The 16,722-nt window shown below is 56.7% G+C and carries 15 protein-coding genes; 10 read left to right on the top strand and 5 right to left on the bottom strand.

Annotated elements, in window-relative coordinates; all coding sequences use genetic code 11:
• The first annotated feature begins 12 nt into the window (after window positions 1–12).
• Genes AC2Q8J_RS14410 through AC2Q8J_RS14420 form a run of 3 tightly spaced genes read left to right on the top strand, consistent with a single transcriptional unit; the run spans window position 13 to window position 2,460 of the window.
• Window positions 13–231 carry a hypothetical protein gene (locus AC2Q8J_RS14410; RefSeq protein WP_204996625.1) on the top strand — a complete coding sequence of 73 codons (219 nt, stop codon included), beginning with the start codon at window positions 13–15 and terminating at the stop codon, window positions 229–231.
• Between the two features lie 58 nt (window positions 232–289).
• Entirely contained in the window at window positions 290–1,396 is a 1,107-nt protein-coding gene (locus tag AC2Q8J_RS14415) for a hypothetical protein (protein ID WP_486451620.1), read from the top strand.
• The gene (locus AC2Q8J_RS14420) at window positions 1,393–2,460 is read left to right on the top strand and encodes a HupE/UreJ family protein (RefSeq protein WP_486451621.1); all 1,068 of its coding nucleotides are present in this window, start codon (window positions 1,393–1,395) and stop codon (window positions 2,458–2,460) included. The genes AC2Q8J_RS14415 and AC2Q8J_RS14420 overlap by 4 nt, the downstream gene beginning before the upstream one ends.
• Window positions 2,461–2,469: 9 nt before the next feature.
• Here the strand turns inward: AC2Q8J_RS14420 and AC2Q8J_RS14425 are convergent, their stop codons facing one another.
• A complete protein-coding gene (locus AC2Q8J_RS14425; RefSeq protein ID WP_486451622.1) occupies window positions 2,470–2,916 on the bottom strand; it encodes a DUF4124 domain-containing protein in 447 nt (148 codons plus the stop codon).
• Window positions 2,917–3,412: 496 nt separating this feature from the next.
• Between AC2Q8J_RS14425 and AC2Q8J_RS14430 the strand changes: the two genes are divergently transcribed.
• Both AC2Q8J_RS14430 and ilvN read left to right on the top strand, forming a co-directional pair.
• The gene (locus AC2Q8J_RS14430; RefSeq protein ID WP_027874222.1) at window positions 3,413–5,161 is read left to right on the top strand and encodes an acetolactate synthase 3 large subunit; all 1,749 of its coding nucleotides are present in this window, start codon (window positions 3,413–3,415) and stop codon (window positions 5,159–5,161) included.
• Window positions 5,161–5,652 carry an acetolactate synthase small subunit gene (ilvN, locus tag AC2Q8J_RS14435; RefSeq protein WP_022959484.1) on the top strand — a complete coding sequence of 164 codons (492 nt, stop codon included), beginning with the start codon at window positions 5,161–5,163 and terminating at the stop codon, window positions 5,650–5,652. Before AC2Q8J_RS14430 ends, ilvN begins: the two co-directional genes overlap by 1 nt.
• Window positions 5,653–5,709: 57 nt before the next feature.
• Here ilvN and AC2Q8J_RS14440 read toward each other — a convergent pair whose 3' ends face one another.
• Together AC2Q8J_RS14440 and AC2Q8J_RS14445 are read right to left on the bottom strand one after the other, a co-directional pair.
• Window positions 5,710–6,066: a nuclear transport factor 2 family protein gene (locus tag AC2Q8J_RS14440; RefSeq protein ID WP_027874224.1), complete on the bottom strand. Its 357-nt coding sequence runs from the start codon at window positions 6,064–6,066 to the stop codon at window positions 5,710–5,712.
• 98 nt (window positions 6,067–6,164) lie between these two features.
• Window positions 6,165–7,049, bottom strand: coding sequence for a LysR substrate-binding domain-containing protein (locus tag AC2Q8J_RS14445; RefSeq protein ID WP_486451623.1), 885 nt, complete (start codon window positions 7,047–7,049; stop codon window positions 6,165–6,167).
• A 137-nt stretch (window positions 7,050–7,186) separates the two neighbouring features.
• Here AC2Q8J_RS14445 and AC2Q8J_RS14450 point away from each other — a divergent pair, with 137 nt between their 5' ends.
• The 4 genes from AC2Q8J_RS14450 to trxC are packed head-to-tail and all read left to right on the top strand — an operon-like array spanning window position 7,187 to window position 9,711.
• A complete protein-coding gene (locus AC2Q8J_RS14450; RefSeq protein ID WP_486451624.1) occupies window positions 7,187–7,420 on the top strand; it encodes a DUF2798 domain-containing protein in 234 nt (77 codons plus the stop codon).
• Window positions 7,421–7,459: 39 nt separating this feature from the next.
• Window positions 7,460–8,095, top strand: coding sequence for a thiopurine S-methyltransferase (gene tmpT / locus AC2Q8J_RS14455; protein ID WP_486451625.1), 636 nt, complete (start codon window positions 7,460–7,462; stop codon window positions 8,093–8,095).
• Between the two features lie 43 nt (window positions 8,096–8,138).
• Complete coding sequence (locus AC2Q8J_RS14460) at window positions 8,139–9,215, top strand: alpha/beta fold hydrolase (protein WP_486451626.1); 1,077 nt, start codon at window positions 8,139–8,141, stop codon at window positions 9,213–9,215.
• Window positions 9,216–9,267: 52 nt separating this feature from the next.
• Window positions 9,268–9,711: a thioredoxin TrxC gene (gene trxC / locus AC2Q8J_RS14465; RefSeq protein ID WP_486451627.1), complete on the top strand. Its 444-nt coding sequence runs from the start codon at window positions 9,268–9,270 to the stop codon at window positions 9,709–9,711.
• Between the two features lie 27 nt (window positions 9,712–9,738).
• Here the strand turns inward: trxC and AC2Q8J_RS14470 are convergent, their stop codons facing one another.
• Together AC2Q8J_RS14470 and rapA are read right to left on the bottom strand one after the other, a co-directional pair.
• Window positions 9,739–10,008 (bottom strand): hypothetical protein, encoded by a 270-nt coding sequence (locus tag AC2Q8J_RS14470; RefSeq protein ID WP_027874226.1) that lies wholly within the window; start codon window positions 10,006–10,008, stop codon window positions 9,739–9,741.
• A 24-nt stretch (window positions 10,009–10,032) separates the two neighbouring features.
• Window positions 10,033–12,906 carry an RNA polymerase-associated protein RapA gene (gene rapA / locus AC2Q8J_RS14475; RefSeq protein WP_486451628.1) on the bottom strand — a complete coding sequence of 958 codons (2,874 nt, stop codon included), beginning with the start codon at window positions 12,904–12,906 and terminating at the stop codon, window positions 10,033–10,035.
• 197 nt (window positions 12,907–13,103) lie between these two features.
• Here rapA and AC2Q8J_RS14480 point away from each other — a divergent pair, with 197 nt between their 5' ends.
• Window positions 13,104–16,652, top strand: a complete 3,549-nt coding sequence (locus tag AC2Q8J_RS14480) for a sensor histidine kinase (RefSeq protein WP_486451629.1) — start codon at window positions 13,104–13,106, stop codon at window positions 16,650–16,652.
• The last annotated feature ends 70 nt before the right edge of the window (window positions 16,653–16,722 follow it).

Raw genomic sequence — 16,722 nt, forward strand, 5'->3', positions numbered from 1 at the left:
AGGACTTTACCTATGAAAAAGCGACTCGTTATAGCAATCGTGGCGGCAGCGGTGTCGGCGTGCTCACTTGACGACGACGGCGACGGACCCGCGCAAGCCAAGCGCGATGGCGTCTTTGCTGTCACTTTTGCACAGGCCTTTTCTCAGGAGCCAAATGACGCGCCTGTGGAGGTCAACGATATTAAGCCTGAAACACTGGATAAACAGTCTTTCGACGGCTTTATTCGCTAGCCAGTCCACTGGCATGCAGGGGCAGCTGGGCTGCCCCTTTTACTATTGAGTAAATAATATGAAAGGACTCATCCTTACCGCTTTTATCGGCTTTTTTAGCGCGAGTATATACGCCTTCCCCGCCGCGTCCTGGCCCGCGCCGAGTACCGAACTAATTACCGTTGAGGTTAAGACTGAGTCTGTGGATAGTGCGGATCGACCGCCTGCAGAGCAGCTGGCTCAGGTGCAAGATTATCTTCAGCAATACCGTCGTGAGGGTAACCCCCGGCGTTTGGGCGAGGCCAGCGGCGTATTAGCCAAATTAGAGCCGCCTACGACGCTTTCTCCTCTTCTGAAATGGCGATTTCATTTTTTAGCGGCTCAAATTGCAGAGAGCCTTCACAAGTTTGACGAGGCCCAGCGAGGTCTCGAAAGTGCATGGCAAGTGCTTAGCAATGCAGGCGAGGCTGAAGTCGATGACCCCTACGAGCAAACGCTGCTCGCCCTCATGAATTTGGCCGTTGTGCGAGGTGAATACAACGCCGCGAAATCGCACTGTGAGCAACTGGGCGTCGTAAGTCCATCGTTGTATTCCCAAGCATGCCGCGAATACCTGCGTGGACTCACCAGTGATATTGGGCACGCTTTCGAGGCGCTGCAAGGTCTTGTAAGAGCAAAAATGCTGCAAGGCACAGGCCCTGAATTACACTGGTCATTGGTCAGCCTGGCTGACTTGGCTGACCGGGGGCGCCGTGCAGAGGCGCTCTCGCTATGGCGCTCCGCCGCTGCGCTGTCGCCAGGTGATCAATACGTGCGTGATCGTTTTTGCCTTGCGGCACTGCAGCAGCGTGAGTACGCGTTGGTACTGGATATCAGCGAGGGAGCGCGCTCAGATGGCGTACTCACTTGTCGCGCGGTCGCGCTAAAAAGTCTGGCAGCAACCAACGCAGTGGATCACAAAAAGCAGTATTTACAGCTCAAGGAAGAACTTCTCGAAAAGTTTGAGGATGCTCAGTGGCGCGGGGAGCGGCTCCACAAGCGTGCTTATGCGCACTTTTTGCTCGATGTTGTAGACAAGCCGCAACTGGCTTTGCGTGTTGCTAGCAGTAATTGGCAAGAGCAGCGTGAGTGGCCGGACGAGCAGTTACTGGCCCGCAGTCGGTCGGCGGGGGGAGCACAACAATGAGTCGGTGGTTTGTTCTCTTTCTTTGCTTTGCCAGTACCAGCGTATTTGCGCATAAAAATAGTGACAGTTATCTGTATATCACTTCGGAGCAATGGCGGCTCGATATTGCCGTGGAAGATCTGCAGCGAATCTACGATCTGGATACAAACCCAGTGGATGGGCGGGTCACTGCCAAGGAGCTTCGCGGTGCGGCGATGGGGCTTGAGGCGTCTGTTCTAGAAGGTATACGTGTAACGCGAGAAGGTGGCGATTGCCCCCTCAATTTACAACGCCTGGGCGTAGCGAGCCACAGCGGCGAGTACTATGCAGCGTGGGAGCTTAAGTCACCTTGTTTTGCTGAACCGGACAGGCTGACGCTGAATTACGACTTGCTCTTTGATATCGATCCACTTCACAGACTGCTCTACCGCAATGATGTGGCAGAGCAGCCGCTGCTCGGTGTACTGACACCTTCCGAAAGAACCTTGGCTTTGCAGTCTCATGGGCCCTGGGCGACCGTAACCGCCTTCTTCAAGGAAGGTGTCCTGCATATGGTGTTGGGCTACGACCACCTTCTTTTCTTGTTGGCTTTGCTATTGCCTCTGGTAAGGGCATCCTCCTCAGATGAGTCGCTTAGACCGTTGCTATGGCGCTGCGCAGGCGTTGTGACGGCTTTTACGGTATCTCACAGTATTACGTTAACTGCAGCAACCCTGGGTTGGTGGCAGCTACCCATTCAGCCTGTCGAAATAGTCATCGCGCTATCAATAAGCGTTGCGGCGTTGGCCGCCTTGGTCGGCGAACGCCACCGGTTTCAATGGCAGCTGGCGGGGGTGTTTGGGCTCATTCACGGCTTTGGCTTTGCCAGTATGTTGGCCGGATTAATGGATGAGGGCAGCAGTGCGGTTCTGGCATTAGCCAGTTTCAATATTGGTGTGGAGGCTGCGCAATTAGCGGTAACGGTGGCTCTGGTACCGCTTCTGGTGTACTGCCAGAAAAAGCCCCTCTATACCCGCTGGGGATATCCCGCTGTATTACTTGCGGTTGCCGCCACAGGATTGTGGTGGGCGTGGCAACGTGTTTAACAGAGGGCGTTATTCGCAGTGCACTTTAATCGCCTCTTGAGCGCGCAGTTTTTGCACCTCAATTTCTTCCGGCGTCAGGTAGCGGACTTCGCCATTCTTTCCGGTTGCGCGAATTCGCGCCCCGGCTGCATTCAGTGATTGCATATTGCTCTTCGCCTGCTGGCAAATTGCCGGGTCCTTGGGCGGGAGCACTTCCATTTTTGCGTCCGGGGATAAGTCCTGCTCGGACTCAGGTGGGGGCGTTGTTGAATCGTTAGCGCTTTCAGTCGCGGCTGAGCGTTTGCCGGTTTGCGATTCGATAAACTCGTAGGCTTTCCCTACCGGGGGTTTTTGGCTGAAGTGCACCTCGCCCTCTGCATCGGTCCAGCGGTAGTAACCGGACTTGGCCGCAAGGGCGGCGTGGCTGGTCAATAAGCTCACACTTATCAGGGATAAAAACAGCAAATTTCTGCGCATATTCAGCGGCCACAACAACATAATTGATGGACTGATTATGGCAGATTCTAGCGGGGCCGCAAAAAGCGCTGTCACAAAACCACAAAACAGCCAGATTGCCAGAAAAAACACGGTCTTGGCGCACCCATTGCCTTGACAAAAAACAGGTGAGGTTAAAAAATATATCGTCCTCCCAATTAGGGTGGCGATGGCTGTTTTCCGCGCTGCTTACCTGCGGCCAATATACAGAGTGTGACTAAAGCTGTTGCACTGCTACTCAAGGTAGTTCCATTCACTCTGCAGACACATGACCTGTGTTGCGAGATTGCCCGCTTTGCGTACCCCGCAAAGCAAAGATAGCCGCTAGCAGCGGCATTAGGCGATTCGCCCGAGCACCAGCAAATGTGCTCGGAAGGTATGTGTTTCGGCATCTAGGCGTTCACATTGAGCGTTTCCGGTGGGCAGCCGGAGGCGTGGCGACGGAATTTAAGTTTCAAACTGAAGCGAGGGTCTTTCAGTGGAGTTGTTATCTGGCGGCGAAATGATCGCACGTGCTTTGGAAGACGAAGGTGTTGAGTTCATCTTCGGCTACCCCGGCGGTGCGGTATTACATATTTACGATGCGCTTTTCAAAAGTTGTAAGGTGCCGCATATTCTGGTGCGCCATGAGCAGGCGGCCACCCATGCGGCAGACGGTTATGCCCGTGCCACGGGTAAACCCGGTGTGGTGCTGGTGACATCCGGTCCCGGAGCCACCAATGCCATTACCGGTATTGCCACGGCGTATATGGATTCTATTCCGATGGTGGTACTTTCCGGGCAGGTGATGAGTCACCTGATCGGTGAGGACGCCTTCCAGGAAACCGACATGCTCGGTATTTCGCGGCCGATTGTGAAGCACAGCTTCCAGGTGACGAAAACCGAAGAGATCCCCGAGATGATCAAGAAGGCGTTTTATATCGCCTCTAGCGGTCGCCCCGGGCCGGTTGTTGTGGATCTGCCGAAAGATCTCACCAACCCCCATGACAAGTACGAGTACAACTACCCGAAGAAGGTGAAGCTGCGGTCCTACACGCCAGCGAGCCGTGGGCACAGTGGGCAAATTAAAAAGGCGGCGAGCCTGCTGCTGGCGGCCAAGCGTCCGGTTATATACGCGGGTGGTGGTGTGGTGCAAGGCAATGCCTCACCGCAGCTGCGCGAGTTGGCCCAGGAGTTGAATTTCCCTGTTACCAATACGCTGATGGGCCTTGGTGCCTATCCTGGCAGTGATCGCCAGTTCCTGGGGATGCTCGGGATGCACGGCTTCTATGAAGCCAATAACGCCATGCATCACAGCGATGTGATTCTGGCGGTGGGCGCGCGCTTTGATGACCGGGTGACCAATACCACGAGCAAGTTTTGCCCGGGTGCCAAGATCATTCACATCGATATCGATCCAGCGGCGATCTCTAAAACAGTCAACGCCGATGTTCCCATCGTTGGCCCCGTCGATTCGGTGTTAACTGAATTGATTGCGCTGGTGCGTGAGCTGCGTGCCGAGGAACCAACGCTGCCGGATCAAGACGCGCTGGGTCACTGGTGGAAGCAGATCGACGAGTGGCGTGACCACCACGGCCTGTGGACGGCGCCGCGCTACGATACGACAACGCCCTACATCAAACCTCAGCAGGTTATCGAAACGTTGTGCAAGGTAACCGGTGGCAAGGCCTTTGTGACCTCGGACGTAGGTCAGCACCAAATGTTTGCCGCGCAGTACTACAAGTTCGACGAGCCGCGCCGCTGGATCAACTCCGGTGGTTTGGGAACGATGGGCTTTGGCCTGCCAGCCGCAATGGGTGTTAAGTTGGCCTTCCCGGATGCGGACGTTGCCTGCGTTACCGGCGAGGGCAGTATTCAGATGAATATTCAGGAGCTGTCTACCTGTGCGCAGTACAAGATTCCCGTGAAAATCCTGAACTTGTACAACGGCTACTTGGGCATGGTTAAGCAGTGGCAGGACATGCAGTACGACGGTCGCTACTCAGAAAGTGTCTATGAAGACTCATTGCCAGACTTTATCAAGCTGGCCGAGGCCTACCAGCACTCGGGGGTTAAGGTCACGCAGCTGAGTGATCTGGAAGAGGCGATGAAAGAAGTCTTCGCCCGCAAGAATGAGTTGGTATTCATGGATATTCATGTCGACCCGCACGAGCACGTGTACCCCATGCACGTGGCCCCGAATGGCTCGATGCGCGACATGTGGTTGAACAAAACGGAGCGAACCTAATGCGGCGGATTATTTCAGTACTTATGGAAAATGAGCCCGGCGCACTGTCGCGTGTTGTCGGGCTGTTCTCTCAGCGCGGCTACAACATCGAAACGCTGAATGTGGCGCCGACTGAAGACCCAACGATGTCGCGGCTGACGCTGACAACGATTGGCGACGATCACAAGATCGAACAGATCACCAAGCATCTCAATCGCTTGGTTGATGTGGTGAAGTTGGTCGATTTGTCAGAGGGTGCGCACATTGAGCGCGAGCTGATGTTGGTGAAAGTGCGGGCGACAGGTGCGCAGCGCGCCGAGATCAAGCGCTGCACTGACATCTTCCGCGGACAGATTGTCGACGTCGGCCCCAGTGTCTACACCATTCAGGTGACTGGCGCAGCGGACAAGCTGGACTCCTTCCTGGAGGCCGTTGGCGAAGCTGCCATTATGGAAGTAGTGCGCAGTGGTGTGTCGGGTATTGCCCGCGGCGAGAAAGTGTTGAGTTTGTAGTTGCGACTTGGCCAGTAAAAAAGGCGCCCTTGGGCGCCTTTTTTTCGGCTGGAATGATTAGCTGGCCATATTTTCCGGGCCCCAAAAGGCGCGCATAGACACGACTTTGCCTTCGGCGTTGAATTTGAAGACATCAATTACATCGATACTCATGCCTGGCCCCTTCACTTGAAAAGGGAAGGCCACTTCGCTGCCTGCACAGCGCGGCGTGCCGCTCAGTTGCAATTTAATCCCCGCGCTGAGTGCGCCCTCATAAAACGCCACAATCGCGTCGATACCATTGTGAATGTCGCTTCCCACGGGGTCTTCGACTGTCGCATCGGCGGCGTAGAGTTCTTTAATAATGTTGATGTCCGCCGTTTCAAAGGCATCGACATAGCGCTGCACGGCATTCAGTTTATCTTGGACTTCCATAGTGGGCTCCTGTCAGTGATACGCCCAGTATAGTGACGGCCACTCGGCACGGTAATGACGAATGCGGTCAAGGCATTGCCGATGGCGTGCCGCGTGTTTCAGGACAAGTGGCGCGCGATATATTCAGCCATATAGTCACGCAGGCACTTCGCCTTGGCGCTCAATAGGCGGCCGCTTGGCCACACCGCAAAGAGCTCCCGCGGCTCCCCCTGCCATTGGCGCAACACCTGCACCAGCTGTCCGGAGTCGAGCTCGGGTTTCACCTCGCTGAGCGGCAGCAATGTGATCCCCTGCGCGTCGACAGCCATGTATTTGGCGAAAGTGGTGTCGTTAAACTGTGCGACAAAACGCGGGAGGATCTCCTGAAGGCTCCCTGTCTCAACGTGGCGCAGTGCCCATTTGCTGGAAATGGTGGTGCCGACTAAACGGTGGTCTTTCAATTCGCTGGGGTGCTGTGGCTCGCCGGCTTTGTTCAGGTAGCTGGCTGCCGCCACTACCACCTTATCGATCTGCCCCAGCTTCTTTTGATACAGCGACGAGTCAGCTTGAGGGCCGATGCGCAGGGCGATATCTGCCTTGGTTTTAATCATATCCTGCAGCTGGTTGCTCAGTTGCAGCTCGAGCTGAATGTTGGGGTAGTCGCGGGTAAAGCCCAGCCACATGGGACGCAGTGTGCCGTGAGAAATATTGCTTGGCGCGAGGACCCGCAACTTTCCGCGCAGCTGTTGCATGTCACTGCGCAGCTGCTGACGTGTTTGGTCAAATTGTTCAATTAATTCGGCGTAGGCGTGGTATAGCGCCTCGCCATCGACGGTGAGCAAGCATTGGCGGGCTGAACGCTGCAGCAATTTATACCCCAGCTGGTATTCCAATTTTTGCAGTCGGCGAGTCACCGTGGCTGGCGGTAGCCCCAGATGCTTGGCTGCATTGCTGAGACCGCCCTGCTGAGCGATATGGATAAAAAGTGCGATATCGTCATACATATATAATTTCAAATATGAAATATAAGCTTATTAAACTTTGTATAGTTCCTTAAATGGTAGCTGTCTTATCATAGGCGTTATGCCCTTGTTGGGCAAAAAAATCTACGCTGAGCAACCTGCTCGCAAAGGAGGACGCCGTGATACCGCAACGATACGCTGGCTATGTATTTGCTTTTATCATGTCAGGGGTGATGTCGCTGTTTATTTCCCTGATCAATATTGGCGCGGTCGACGGTATTGTCGGTATTTGGCTGCGCGCCTGGGCGTTGGCATTTACGGTGGCTTTTCCCTTGGTTCGCCGCCTGGTGGTGATCTGTGTTGAAGCACCAAAGTCTGAGGCGAATCCCGGTGGTGTGCCGGGGTCAAATTGATAGCGCGGTAGTCGCCGCGCGTGTGGAAGGGGTAGGGAAATGGACGCGGAGTTTTGGCACAAAAAATGGGCGGATAAAGATATCGCTTTTCATACGTCGGGGGCGAACCCGATGCTGGAGCGTTATTTCTCTGCCTTGGCCCTGAGCAGAGGGGCGCGTATTTTTCTGCCCCTGTGCGGGAAAACACGTGATATTGCGTGGCTTCGACAGCAGGGGATGCACGTCGCTGGCGCTGAATTAAGTCGCATTGCCGTCGAAGAATTATTCAGTGAGCTAGGTGAAACCCCGGTGATCTCCGAGCTCGGTGAGCTCAGCGTCTATGCTGCCCCCGGGTTGGATATCTACTTGGGTGACATCTTTGCACTAACAGCGCCCCTACTCGGGGCAGTTGATGCCATCTATGATCGAGCCGCACTGGTCGCTCTGCCAACAGAAATGCGCGAGCACTATACCCAGCATCTCATTCAAATGACCGATGCGGCCCCGCAGTTATTGGTGAATTATGACTACCAGCAAAGCGCGATGCCGGGGCCGCCATTCGCCATTAGTGACGACGAGCTAAACAGGCACTACGCGCAGCGCTATACCCTTGAGCCATTGCACTGCGAGTCGGTGCCTGGAGGGCTCAAGGGGCAGTGCCCCGCACAGGAGAAAGTCTGGGTGTTGACTCCCTGAGGTTGGGGCGGAGTTTAAACGCTGCAACCAGAGGGTGATGGTCATGGCCGGCATGCGCCAGCAACGGGTCGAGGTTAACGGGATTCACTTACACATTCGGTGTCAGGGAGAAGGCCCCTGGGTAGTGCTTTGCCATGGTTATCCCGGTCATTGGTCAAACTGGCGCAGCCAAATGCAGGTTCTGGCCGATGCTGGTTATACCGCTGTGGTGCCCGATATGCGCGGCTACGGTCAGAGCAGCCGCCCAGATGATGTCTCGGCCTATAACATGAACCAGCAAATTGGCGATATGTGCGGCTTGCTGGATGCGTTTAGTATTCAACAAGCGGTGTTTGTCGGACAGGATTTTGGTGCATCACTGGTGTGGAATCTCGCCCTCCGGCAGCCCGAGCGCGTGCGGGCTGTGGTTGGTATTAGCGTGCCCTTTGATCACGATTATTACGGCCGCAGCTGTATGGGGCATTTGCCTGACGCACAACTGCAGGCGCTCAATGCCGACGGCCTGCTGGTGGCATCGCCACTACATCCGCCCAGTGTGGGTTTTGCTGCAATTGCAGAGCAGCAATTTTTACACGCGCAGTATTTCCAGCGCCCCGGTGTGGCCGATCGCGAGCTCGGCCATAATGCCGGCGAATTTTTACGTCGCATATACTGGGCGTTAAGCGCTGAGGGCAGCCTCGGCGATTGGGGGAGCTTCCCCTCCCATGGCACCGCGTATCTGGATGTGCTGCCACCGGCGCCGAGCCTGCCGTGGCCGTGGATGAGTGAGGACGATATGGCGGTCATCGTCGACGATTATTTGCGCGCCGGTGCCGATAACGCCTTCAGTGGTGCCTTGGCAAGCTACCGGGTGGCCGACGAAAATTGGCATATCGGCGCGGCCTACGCTGCGCAGAATATTACCGTACCTGCACTTTTTATTGCCGGTGAAGCCGACCCCGTGGTGGCCTCGTTAGATGATGAGATGGTCGCGAGAATGCGTCAGCGTATTCCCGATTTGCAGCCACTCGTTCTGGTGCCGGATGCCGGTCACTTCGTCCAATTGGAAAAGCCAGAGCCAGTAAACAGCGCCATTAGCGCGTTTTTAACCTTGCTAGCGGCAGCGGCGCGAGCCACTTGAAATCCGGTTTTTCGTCCCGATAACTACTGTTGTGGATGAAAGAGGAATTGTCGTGACGGCGAGCCAACAACTGCCATGCCCTGCGTGCGGGGCGATCAATCGTATACCCGACAGTCGTTTAGATGACGGCTCGGTATGCGGAAAATGCCGTGCGCCATTATTAGATGGACAGGTCGTCACGGCGGACAGTGCAACCCTGCAGCGCTTCCTACAGCACAGTAGCCAGCCGGTAGTTGTGGATTTTTGGGCGCCGTGGTGCGGCCCCTGCAAAAGTTTCGCGCCGGTGTATAGCAGCGTTGCCGCAGAAGAAGCGACGCGTGCGCGCTTTCTGAAGGTGGATACACAGGCCCAGCCGCAGGCAGCGGCAGCTTATCAAATTCGCTCCATTCCCACGTTGGTCGTGTTTCACCAGGGGCGAGAAATCGCTCGCCTGTCAGGCGCTTTGCCGAAGGCGCAATTTCAGCAGTGGCTGCGCCAGCATGTGCCTGCGGCGTAGCGTGGGCGACGACTTTTTCGCGGTAAATCAGTGGGCGCTGAAGGCCTGCACGCAATAGCCTTTGTTAATGGCCTCTTGAACTTGCGGGTCCTTCTCCAAGGCGGCGTCGACCTTAATCTGCCTGCGTTTAAGCACCTTTACGTCGCGAAAGCCCTCGCGCATCACAAATAGGGTAGCGAGCTGCTCTGCGCCAAACAGATCTTTAAAGTCGATGTAGACGATAAAGGGCACTTCCTCGTCTTTTTTAAACTCACCTTGGTCCTTGCGTGAGCTGGCGTTCATGGAAAAAAGAAACATCGGCGCTCTCCTGTCGGTGGCAACTTAGCTGATAATGGCCAGTCGCAGCGCGTGGGTATTTAGCCGCAAGGCCCCGAGATGAGTACGGCCCTGTTCGGTTTCACTATCGAAGCGCTGCACGGCCTGATCGTCAATGTCTGGATTGCGCTCGGCAAGTGCCAGTAGTCTCGCACGCTCACTGCTGCGCGCCTGCTCGTAGGCGGTTAGAGCCTGCTCACGCCACTCGCTTTCCAACTGTTTGGCAATGCCCTCCACGTTGTTTAGCAACGCGGTTAAGGGCTCGCGGATTTGCCGCATTAACGCCGGCACCAGGCCTTTCTTAACGTGTTGGCAGAGGCTGTTGAGTTGGGCGTGGCTGACCTTGTCACTGAGTTGCCGGCCCTGAGTATCCAGCAAAATCCGCTCACTCTGGGCGGGCAGGAAGCGATCGAGTGCCAATGCCGCAGGGGCTTGCAGCGAAGGGTTAAAGAAGGTTTCCAACAGCATACTGCCGGCGGGCAAGCCCTTCACCGCGAGTGTGCACATTGTGGCACTGCCGAAATCGCCGTTGGCGATCAGCTCCATGGCATCGCGCAGTAGCGGGTGCTCCCAGGTGAGAAACGCCATGTCCTCGCGGCTCAACGCGCGACGTCGGTCGAAAGTACCGGTCAGGCCTTCCTCGGGTAACTGTGGGAAAGCATCGCTGAGCATATGATCGCCGGGCCGAAGGATAATAGCCTGGTCACTGTGGTCTTCGTGCTCAAGGCCAAACTGGTCAGCCAGTTGTTCCAGGTAGGCGGCCAGCTCCTCGCTGCGTTGCTCTTCAGCCACTTGTGCTACCAGCGCGTCAGCCTGGTCGCGGCGGCAGGAATTTAATTCCAGCAGTTGATTGCGACCAGAGTGCAGCTCAGCGCGCAGGCTTGCTGCGGTGCTTGCCGCTTCTGACAGCAGGGCATCGACGGCTTCGGTGGAATCTTCCAGCGCCGCGACCAGCTGGTTTTCATAGCGCTGCATCATGGCGCTACCGATGGTGCACGGTTCGGTAAATATGGCCATGGCGTCGCGATACCAATTCAGCAGCGCTTGCTGGGCACTGCCGCTGTAGTAGGGCACATGAATATTGACATCCCCTTGGCGGCCAATGCGGTCCAGACGACCAATACGCTGCTCCAGCAGGTCCGGGTTCAGCGGGAGATCGAATAGAACGAGGTGTTCGGCAAACTGAAAGTTGCGGCCCTCGCTGCCGATTTCGCTGCATACCAAAAGCTGAGCGCCGTCGTCGGGATCGGCAAAGTAGGCCGCCGCGCGGTCGCGCTCCATCAGGCTCATTTCTTCGTGGAATACCGCACTGGCAATACCGCGGCGCAACCGCATGTAGAGCTCGAGCTCGCGGGCAGTATTGGTATCGGCGCAAATCAGCAAGCAGCGAGCGTCGGGCTGGCCGAGGAGGAATTTTTCCAGCCACTGCACGCGAGGGTCGGTGTCCGGCCAGTCATCTCCGAGCAGCGGTTCAGGGTGCAGGCGATCGTGCAGCGGCAGCTCATCGGCCGCTGCGGTATAGAGTGCAGGGGCCGACAACGGGTGCTCGTGCAGGGCCCGGGCGGGGAAACCACCCACTGAGGCGCGGCTGTTGCGAAACAAACTGCGGCCGGTGCCGAATCGATCAAGCAGTGCATCGACGACCGCCTGGCGATGGCTCTGCGGGTCATTGGCGAAAGCGGTGAGTAAGTCGCTATCCAGGTAGGAGCGCAACGCGTCTTGTAAGCCGCTGTCGGCATCATTGTCGCGCACCCGGTTAATCAGCTCGCTAATGTCTGTGTAGTCGCGCTGCTCGTCGCGAAAGGCCTGCAGGTCGTTGTAGCGCTCTGGGTCAAGCAGGCGCAGGCGCGCGAAGTGGCCGTCGATACCGGCGTTCTCTGGCGTTGCCGTCAGTAGCAGCACAGAGGGGGTGGCGCTGCAGAGGGTTTCCAGCATGGCGTAGCCCGGCGTTTGCTCGCCGGTCTCCTGCCATTGCAGGTGGTGGGCCTCGTCAACTATCAGCGTATCCCAACCCGCGGCTTCAAGTTGGCTCACCCGGCGAGGGTGGCTGGCCAGCCAGTCGATTGATGCGATCAGCAGCTGCTCGCTTTCAAAGGGGTTTTGCTCGCGGGCTTTTTCTTCTTCCTCGTCGAAAAACACGCTGTCGGCGTCGTCGCGATACGGGTCGATTTCCCGGCAGCGGGCCTCGTCAAAAATACTGAAGTTCAGATTAAAGCGGCGGCGCATTTCCACCAGCCACTGGTGAACCAGGCTGTCGGGCACCAAAATCAATACTCGCTGTATGCGCTCTTCCAGCAGCTGTTGGTGAAGAATAAGGCCAGCTTCGATGGTTTTGCCCAGGCCGACTTCGTCTGCCAGCAGCACGCGTGGCTGGTGTCGCTGGGCGACGTTGCGGGCAATATAAAACTGATGGGGCAGCAACTCGACGCGCGGGCCGAGCAGTCCGCGGCTGTGATTGGCGCGGGCGCGATTGCGTTGTTCAAGCGTGCTTACGCGCAACTCGTAGCGTTTGGTGTGGTCGAGCTGTCCGGCCAGTAGACGGTCACGCGCGCTGTGAAGTTGAATTTGTGCGCTGAGGATTTGCTCCGGAATGGGCTGCAGTTCGCCGTTGCTGTCGGCGGCAAAATATACCAGGCAGCCATTGTGTTCCTGAACGTCTTCAACCGTCATTGGCGGCAGTTCGGGCACATTGATTTCATCGCCAGGCTGAAACTGCACGCGCGACAGCGGCGCGCGATCCGCAGCGTAGGTACGCTCTTCCTCGGCGGCGGGGAAGGCGATCACCACCCGGCGGTTAGCTGCTTCAAGAATGATGCCGAGGCCAAGGTCTGGCTCGGGGGTACTAATCCAGCGTTGGCCGGGATAAAAAGTCTCTGGCATAACGGGCTTTGGTCTAGTCTCGTCGGGCGATTTTCGGGCAGGCATCTTACGCGTCGCAGCCGCTAAGGGGAAGGCTTGGCGCCCCGGGGAAGTTGGGAATAGGGCCACTTCTCGGCCATAGACTTTAGTCGCATGCACGGTTGTAAACGCTGGGGTAGACTGGGCCGTCGACAGCAATAACGAATAAGAGGCATACAGTGCCAGCAAATCAGTGGGTCATGCTACTGGCCTTTCTCTATTTTGGGGTGTTGTTTTTCATCGCTTGGTGGGCTGACCGCCGCGCCGAATGGCCGCGTCGTTTTCGACCGTTAATTTACAGCTTATCTCTCGCGGTATATTGCAGCTCCTGGACCTTTTTCGGTGCCGTGGGCGAGGCCGTGGAGAGTGGCTGGGGCTTTTTGCCAATTTACCTCGGGCCAATTTTGTTGTTTGTGGTTGGCTGGCCGTTTTTGCGTCGCCTGTCGGTGATGAGTACCCGCAATCGGGTAACGTCGATTGCCGACTTCATGGGCTCGCGCTACGGCAAGAACCAACTGTTGGCCGCGCTGGTGACCTTTCTGGCGGTATTGGGGAGCCTGCCGTATATCGCCCTGCAATTGAAGGCGATTACTCAGGCGTGGACCAGTGTAAAGCACTTGTGGGACCAGCGCGCCGAAGATGTGGGCTCGCAGAGCTTTACCGGCGAGATGTTTGGCACGGTGTCATTTGTCGACCCCGGGAGCACCAGCTTTATCGCGGCGTTAATACTTGTGCTGTTTACCGTTGCATTTGGTACGCGCGTTGTCGAGAAGCGGCAGCGACATCGCGGCTTAATGGCGGCGGTAGCGATTGAGTCCATCGTTAAGCTGGCGGCATTTGTCATGGTAGGGGTATTTGCGCTGGGCTTGCTGTGGAGCAGTGACTCGGCCCCATTACACTGGGGGCATTTTTCGCAATTACCGGATCTGACCAACTTTTTTACGCAGATGCTGTTGGCTGTGGCGGCAATTGTTTGCCTGCCCCGCCAGTTTCACGTGATGGTTGTCGAGCACCACAGCCGCCGTGATATGCGCCTGGCTCGGTGGATTTTTCCGCTGTATTTGCTCGCCTTTTGCGCAATGATCGCACCCATTGCGATCGCGGGAATGAGCTTGCTGCCCAGTGTGGGCACCGCCGACATGTTGGTGGTTTCGCTGCCATTGCATATGGGGAACAACCAGCTGGCGGTTATCGCCCTGCTAGGTGGGATGTCAGCCGCTACCGGCATGGTGATTGTCGCCTGTGTGACCTTGTCGGTAATGGTCTGTAATGAATGGCTGGTGCCGCTCTGGCAGCGCTTTCGTCAGGGGCACGAGATCAACGCCCGATGGTTACAGCAAGTGCGGCGCATAGCCATTGCGGCGGTACTGTTTGCTGCCTGGCTGCTGGAGCAGCAGCTCAGTGCTCACGGCGGCCTCGCCTCACTTGGTTTGTTGTCGTTCGCCGCCGCAGCGCAGCTGTTGCCCGGTATTATCGGCGCCTTGTACTGGAATCGGGGGCATGCCAAGGGGGTGGTAGTAGGCCTGCTAGCCGGTGGCTTTTTATGGGCCTACACGCTGCTACTGCCGGCGGTGCTGGGGCAGGGCCACAGTGTGGTGAGCAGCGGCCCGATGGGCTGGCAATGGCTGCGTCCGGAAGCGCTGATGGGCTTTGATTTTGGTGACGCGCTGAGTCACGGCGTGTTTTGGAGTCTGGCCGTCAACAGTTTGCTAATGGTGCTGATCTCCCGGCGCTGTCGTTTTAGCAGCATCGATATGCGTCAGGCGCGCAGTTTTACCGAGGTGCGGGTCGAGCGCCGCCAATTACAAGCGGAGTTGGAACTCACTGATATCGATGCCTGGCAGCTTCACCGCCTGTTAGTGCCGCTACTCGGAGACGGGCGCAGCGAGCGAATGTGGCAGCGCTTTGAGCAGCGACTGGGCCATCGCCTATTGCCGAGTGACCGCGTGCCGCGCTTTGTTATTAAAGATGTCGAAGAGTCGCTGGCTTCGATTGTCGGCGCGGTGTCGGCGCACCGAACACTGGAACTGCTGGCCAAGCGCAAGCCGCTGGATATCGATGAATTTGTGTCGCTGATCGGGACGACCTCGCGGCAAATTCAGTTTGGTCAGGATCTGCTGCAAATCACGTTAGAGACTATCCCACAAGGGGTTAGCGTGGTAGACGGTAACCTCAACCTGGTCGCGTGGAACCAGCGCTATGTCGACCTGTTTAATTTCCCTGAGCGCCTGCTTTATGTCGGTTGCCCAATTGCCAAGATCTACCAATACAATGCCGAGCGCGGTTATTTGCACGATGCCGATAGCGATGTTGATGCGGCCATTCGGCGGCGCCTGGGGCTGTTGCAGGGCGCAAAACCCTATCGCCTGGAGCGCTTGCTACCCAATGGTATGGTCATTGAAATTTGCGGCACCCCGATGGCCAATGGTGGCTATGTAACCACCTATACCGATATCAGCGAGTACCGGCGAATCTTTAACGAGCTGGAAGCTGCCAAGTCGCAATTGGAGGAAAGGGTGGCAGCTCGAACCTCCGAGCTAGAGACCGTGAATCAGTCCCTGGAAGAGGAAAACGCCACGCGAGCGCGCATTGAGCGGGAATTGAATACCGTTTACGCCAGTAAAAATCGCTTTTTGGCATCGGCCAGTCACGACCTATTGCAACCCATCAATGCTGCCAGGCTTTTCACCGCCGCACTGTCGGGCAAAGTGGAAGAGCAGGCGGCTGGCGCCAGTTCGTTAAGCAGCGATGTGAAACACATTGACGAGGCACTGGCCGGCGCGGAAACCCTGATTACCTCCCTGCGCGAAATTGCGCGCCTGGACTCCGGGAGAATGCAGCCCCAGCTTGAAAGCTTTGCGATACAGTCATTGCTTGACACCATGGGCCGTGAGTTTTCGGTGATTGCTCTGCGCAGCGGCCTGACATTGCGCGTTGCACCGTGTTCGCTTTGGGTTCGCAGTGACCGCCACTTACTGCGCCGGGTAGTGCAAAACCTGCTTAGTAATGCCCTGCGATACACCCCGCAGGGCACGGTGTTATTGGGTTGTCGGCGACAGGGAGCGCAACTGAGTATTCAGGTGCTCGATACCGGGCCGGGTATTGCTGAGCAGGATCAGCAACGTATTTTTGACGAGTTTGAGCGGGCAAACGACGCCGCTCACCGTGAAACCGAAGCTGGCCTGGGACTGGGTTTATCGATTGTTCGCCGTATCAGTAGCCTGCTAGGGCATGACTTAAGCATGGTTTCTGTTCCCGGGCGCGGCACGGTTTTCTCTATCACGGTACCTATCGTTAATGCGGTTGCTGCGAGCGAAGCTGCTACGGTCGCCGAAGAGACTCTGCAGTCAGAACTCGCGGGGCTAACGGTGCTGTGTGTGGACAATGAAGCGGCGATTCGCGCGGGAATGCAGAGCCTGCTGGCGCAGTGGCAGTGCCGCGTATTTGCCGGTGCATCGCTGAGCGATGTATTGAGTCAGTGGCCGTTGGATACGCCGCCCGATATTGTGCTGGCAGACTATCACTTGGACGGCGGTGAGACGGGGTTAGAGTTATTGCAAACCCTGAGCTATCACTGGGGCAAGTCGCTGCCGGCAATTGTTATCAGTGCCGACAACAGTGATGCGGTTCGCCGGTCGGTCATCGATGCGGGTTATCGCTTCCTTGCTAAGCCCGTTAAGCCGGCGGCGCTGCGTGGCTTAATGCGTAAAATGGCGCGGGGAGCATAGTTAATGCATTGCGAATATTTTATAAGCTGAACTGATCTTCGTATGCTAAAAGCATGACCAGAGCTTTTTG

Source organism: Spongiibacter sp. C9W (assembly GCF_057370015.1).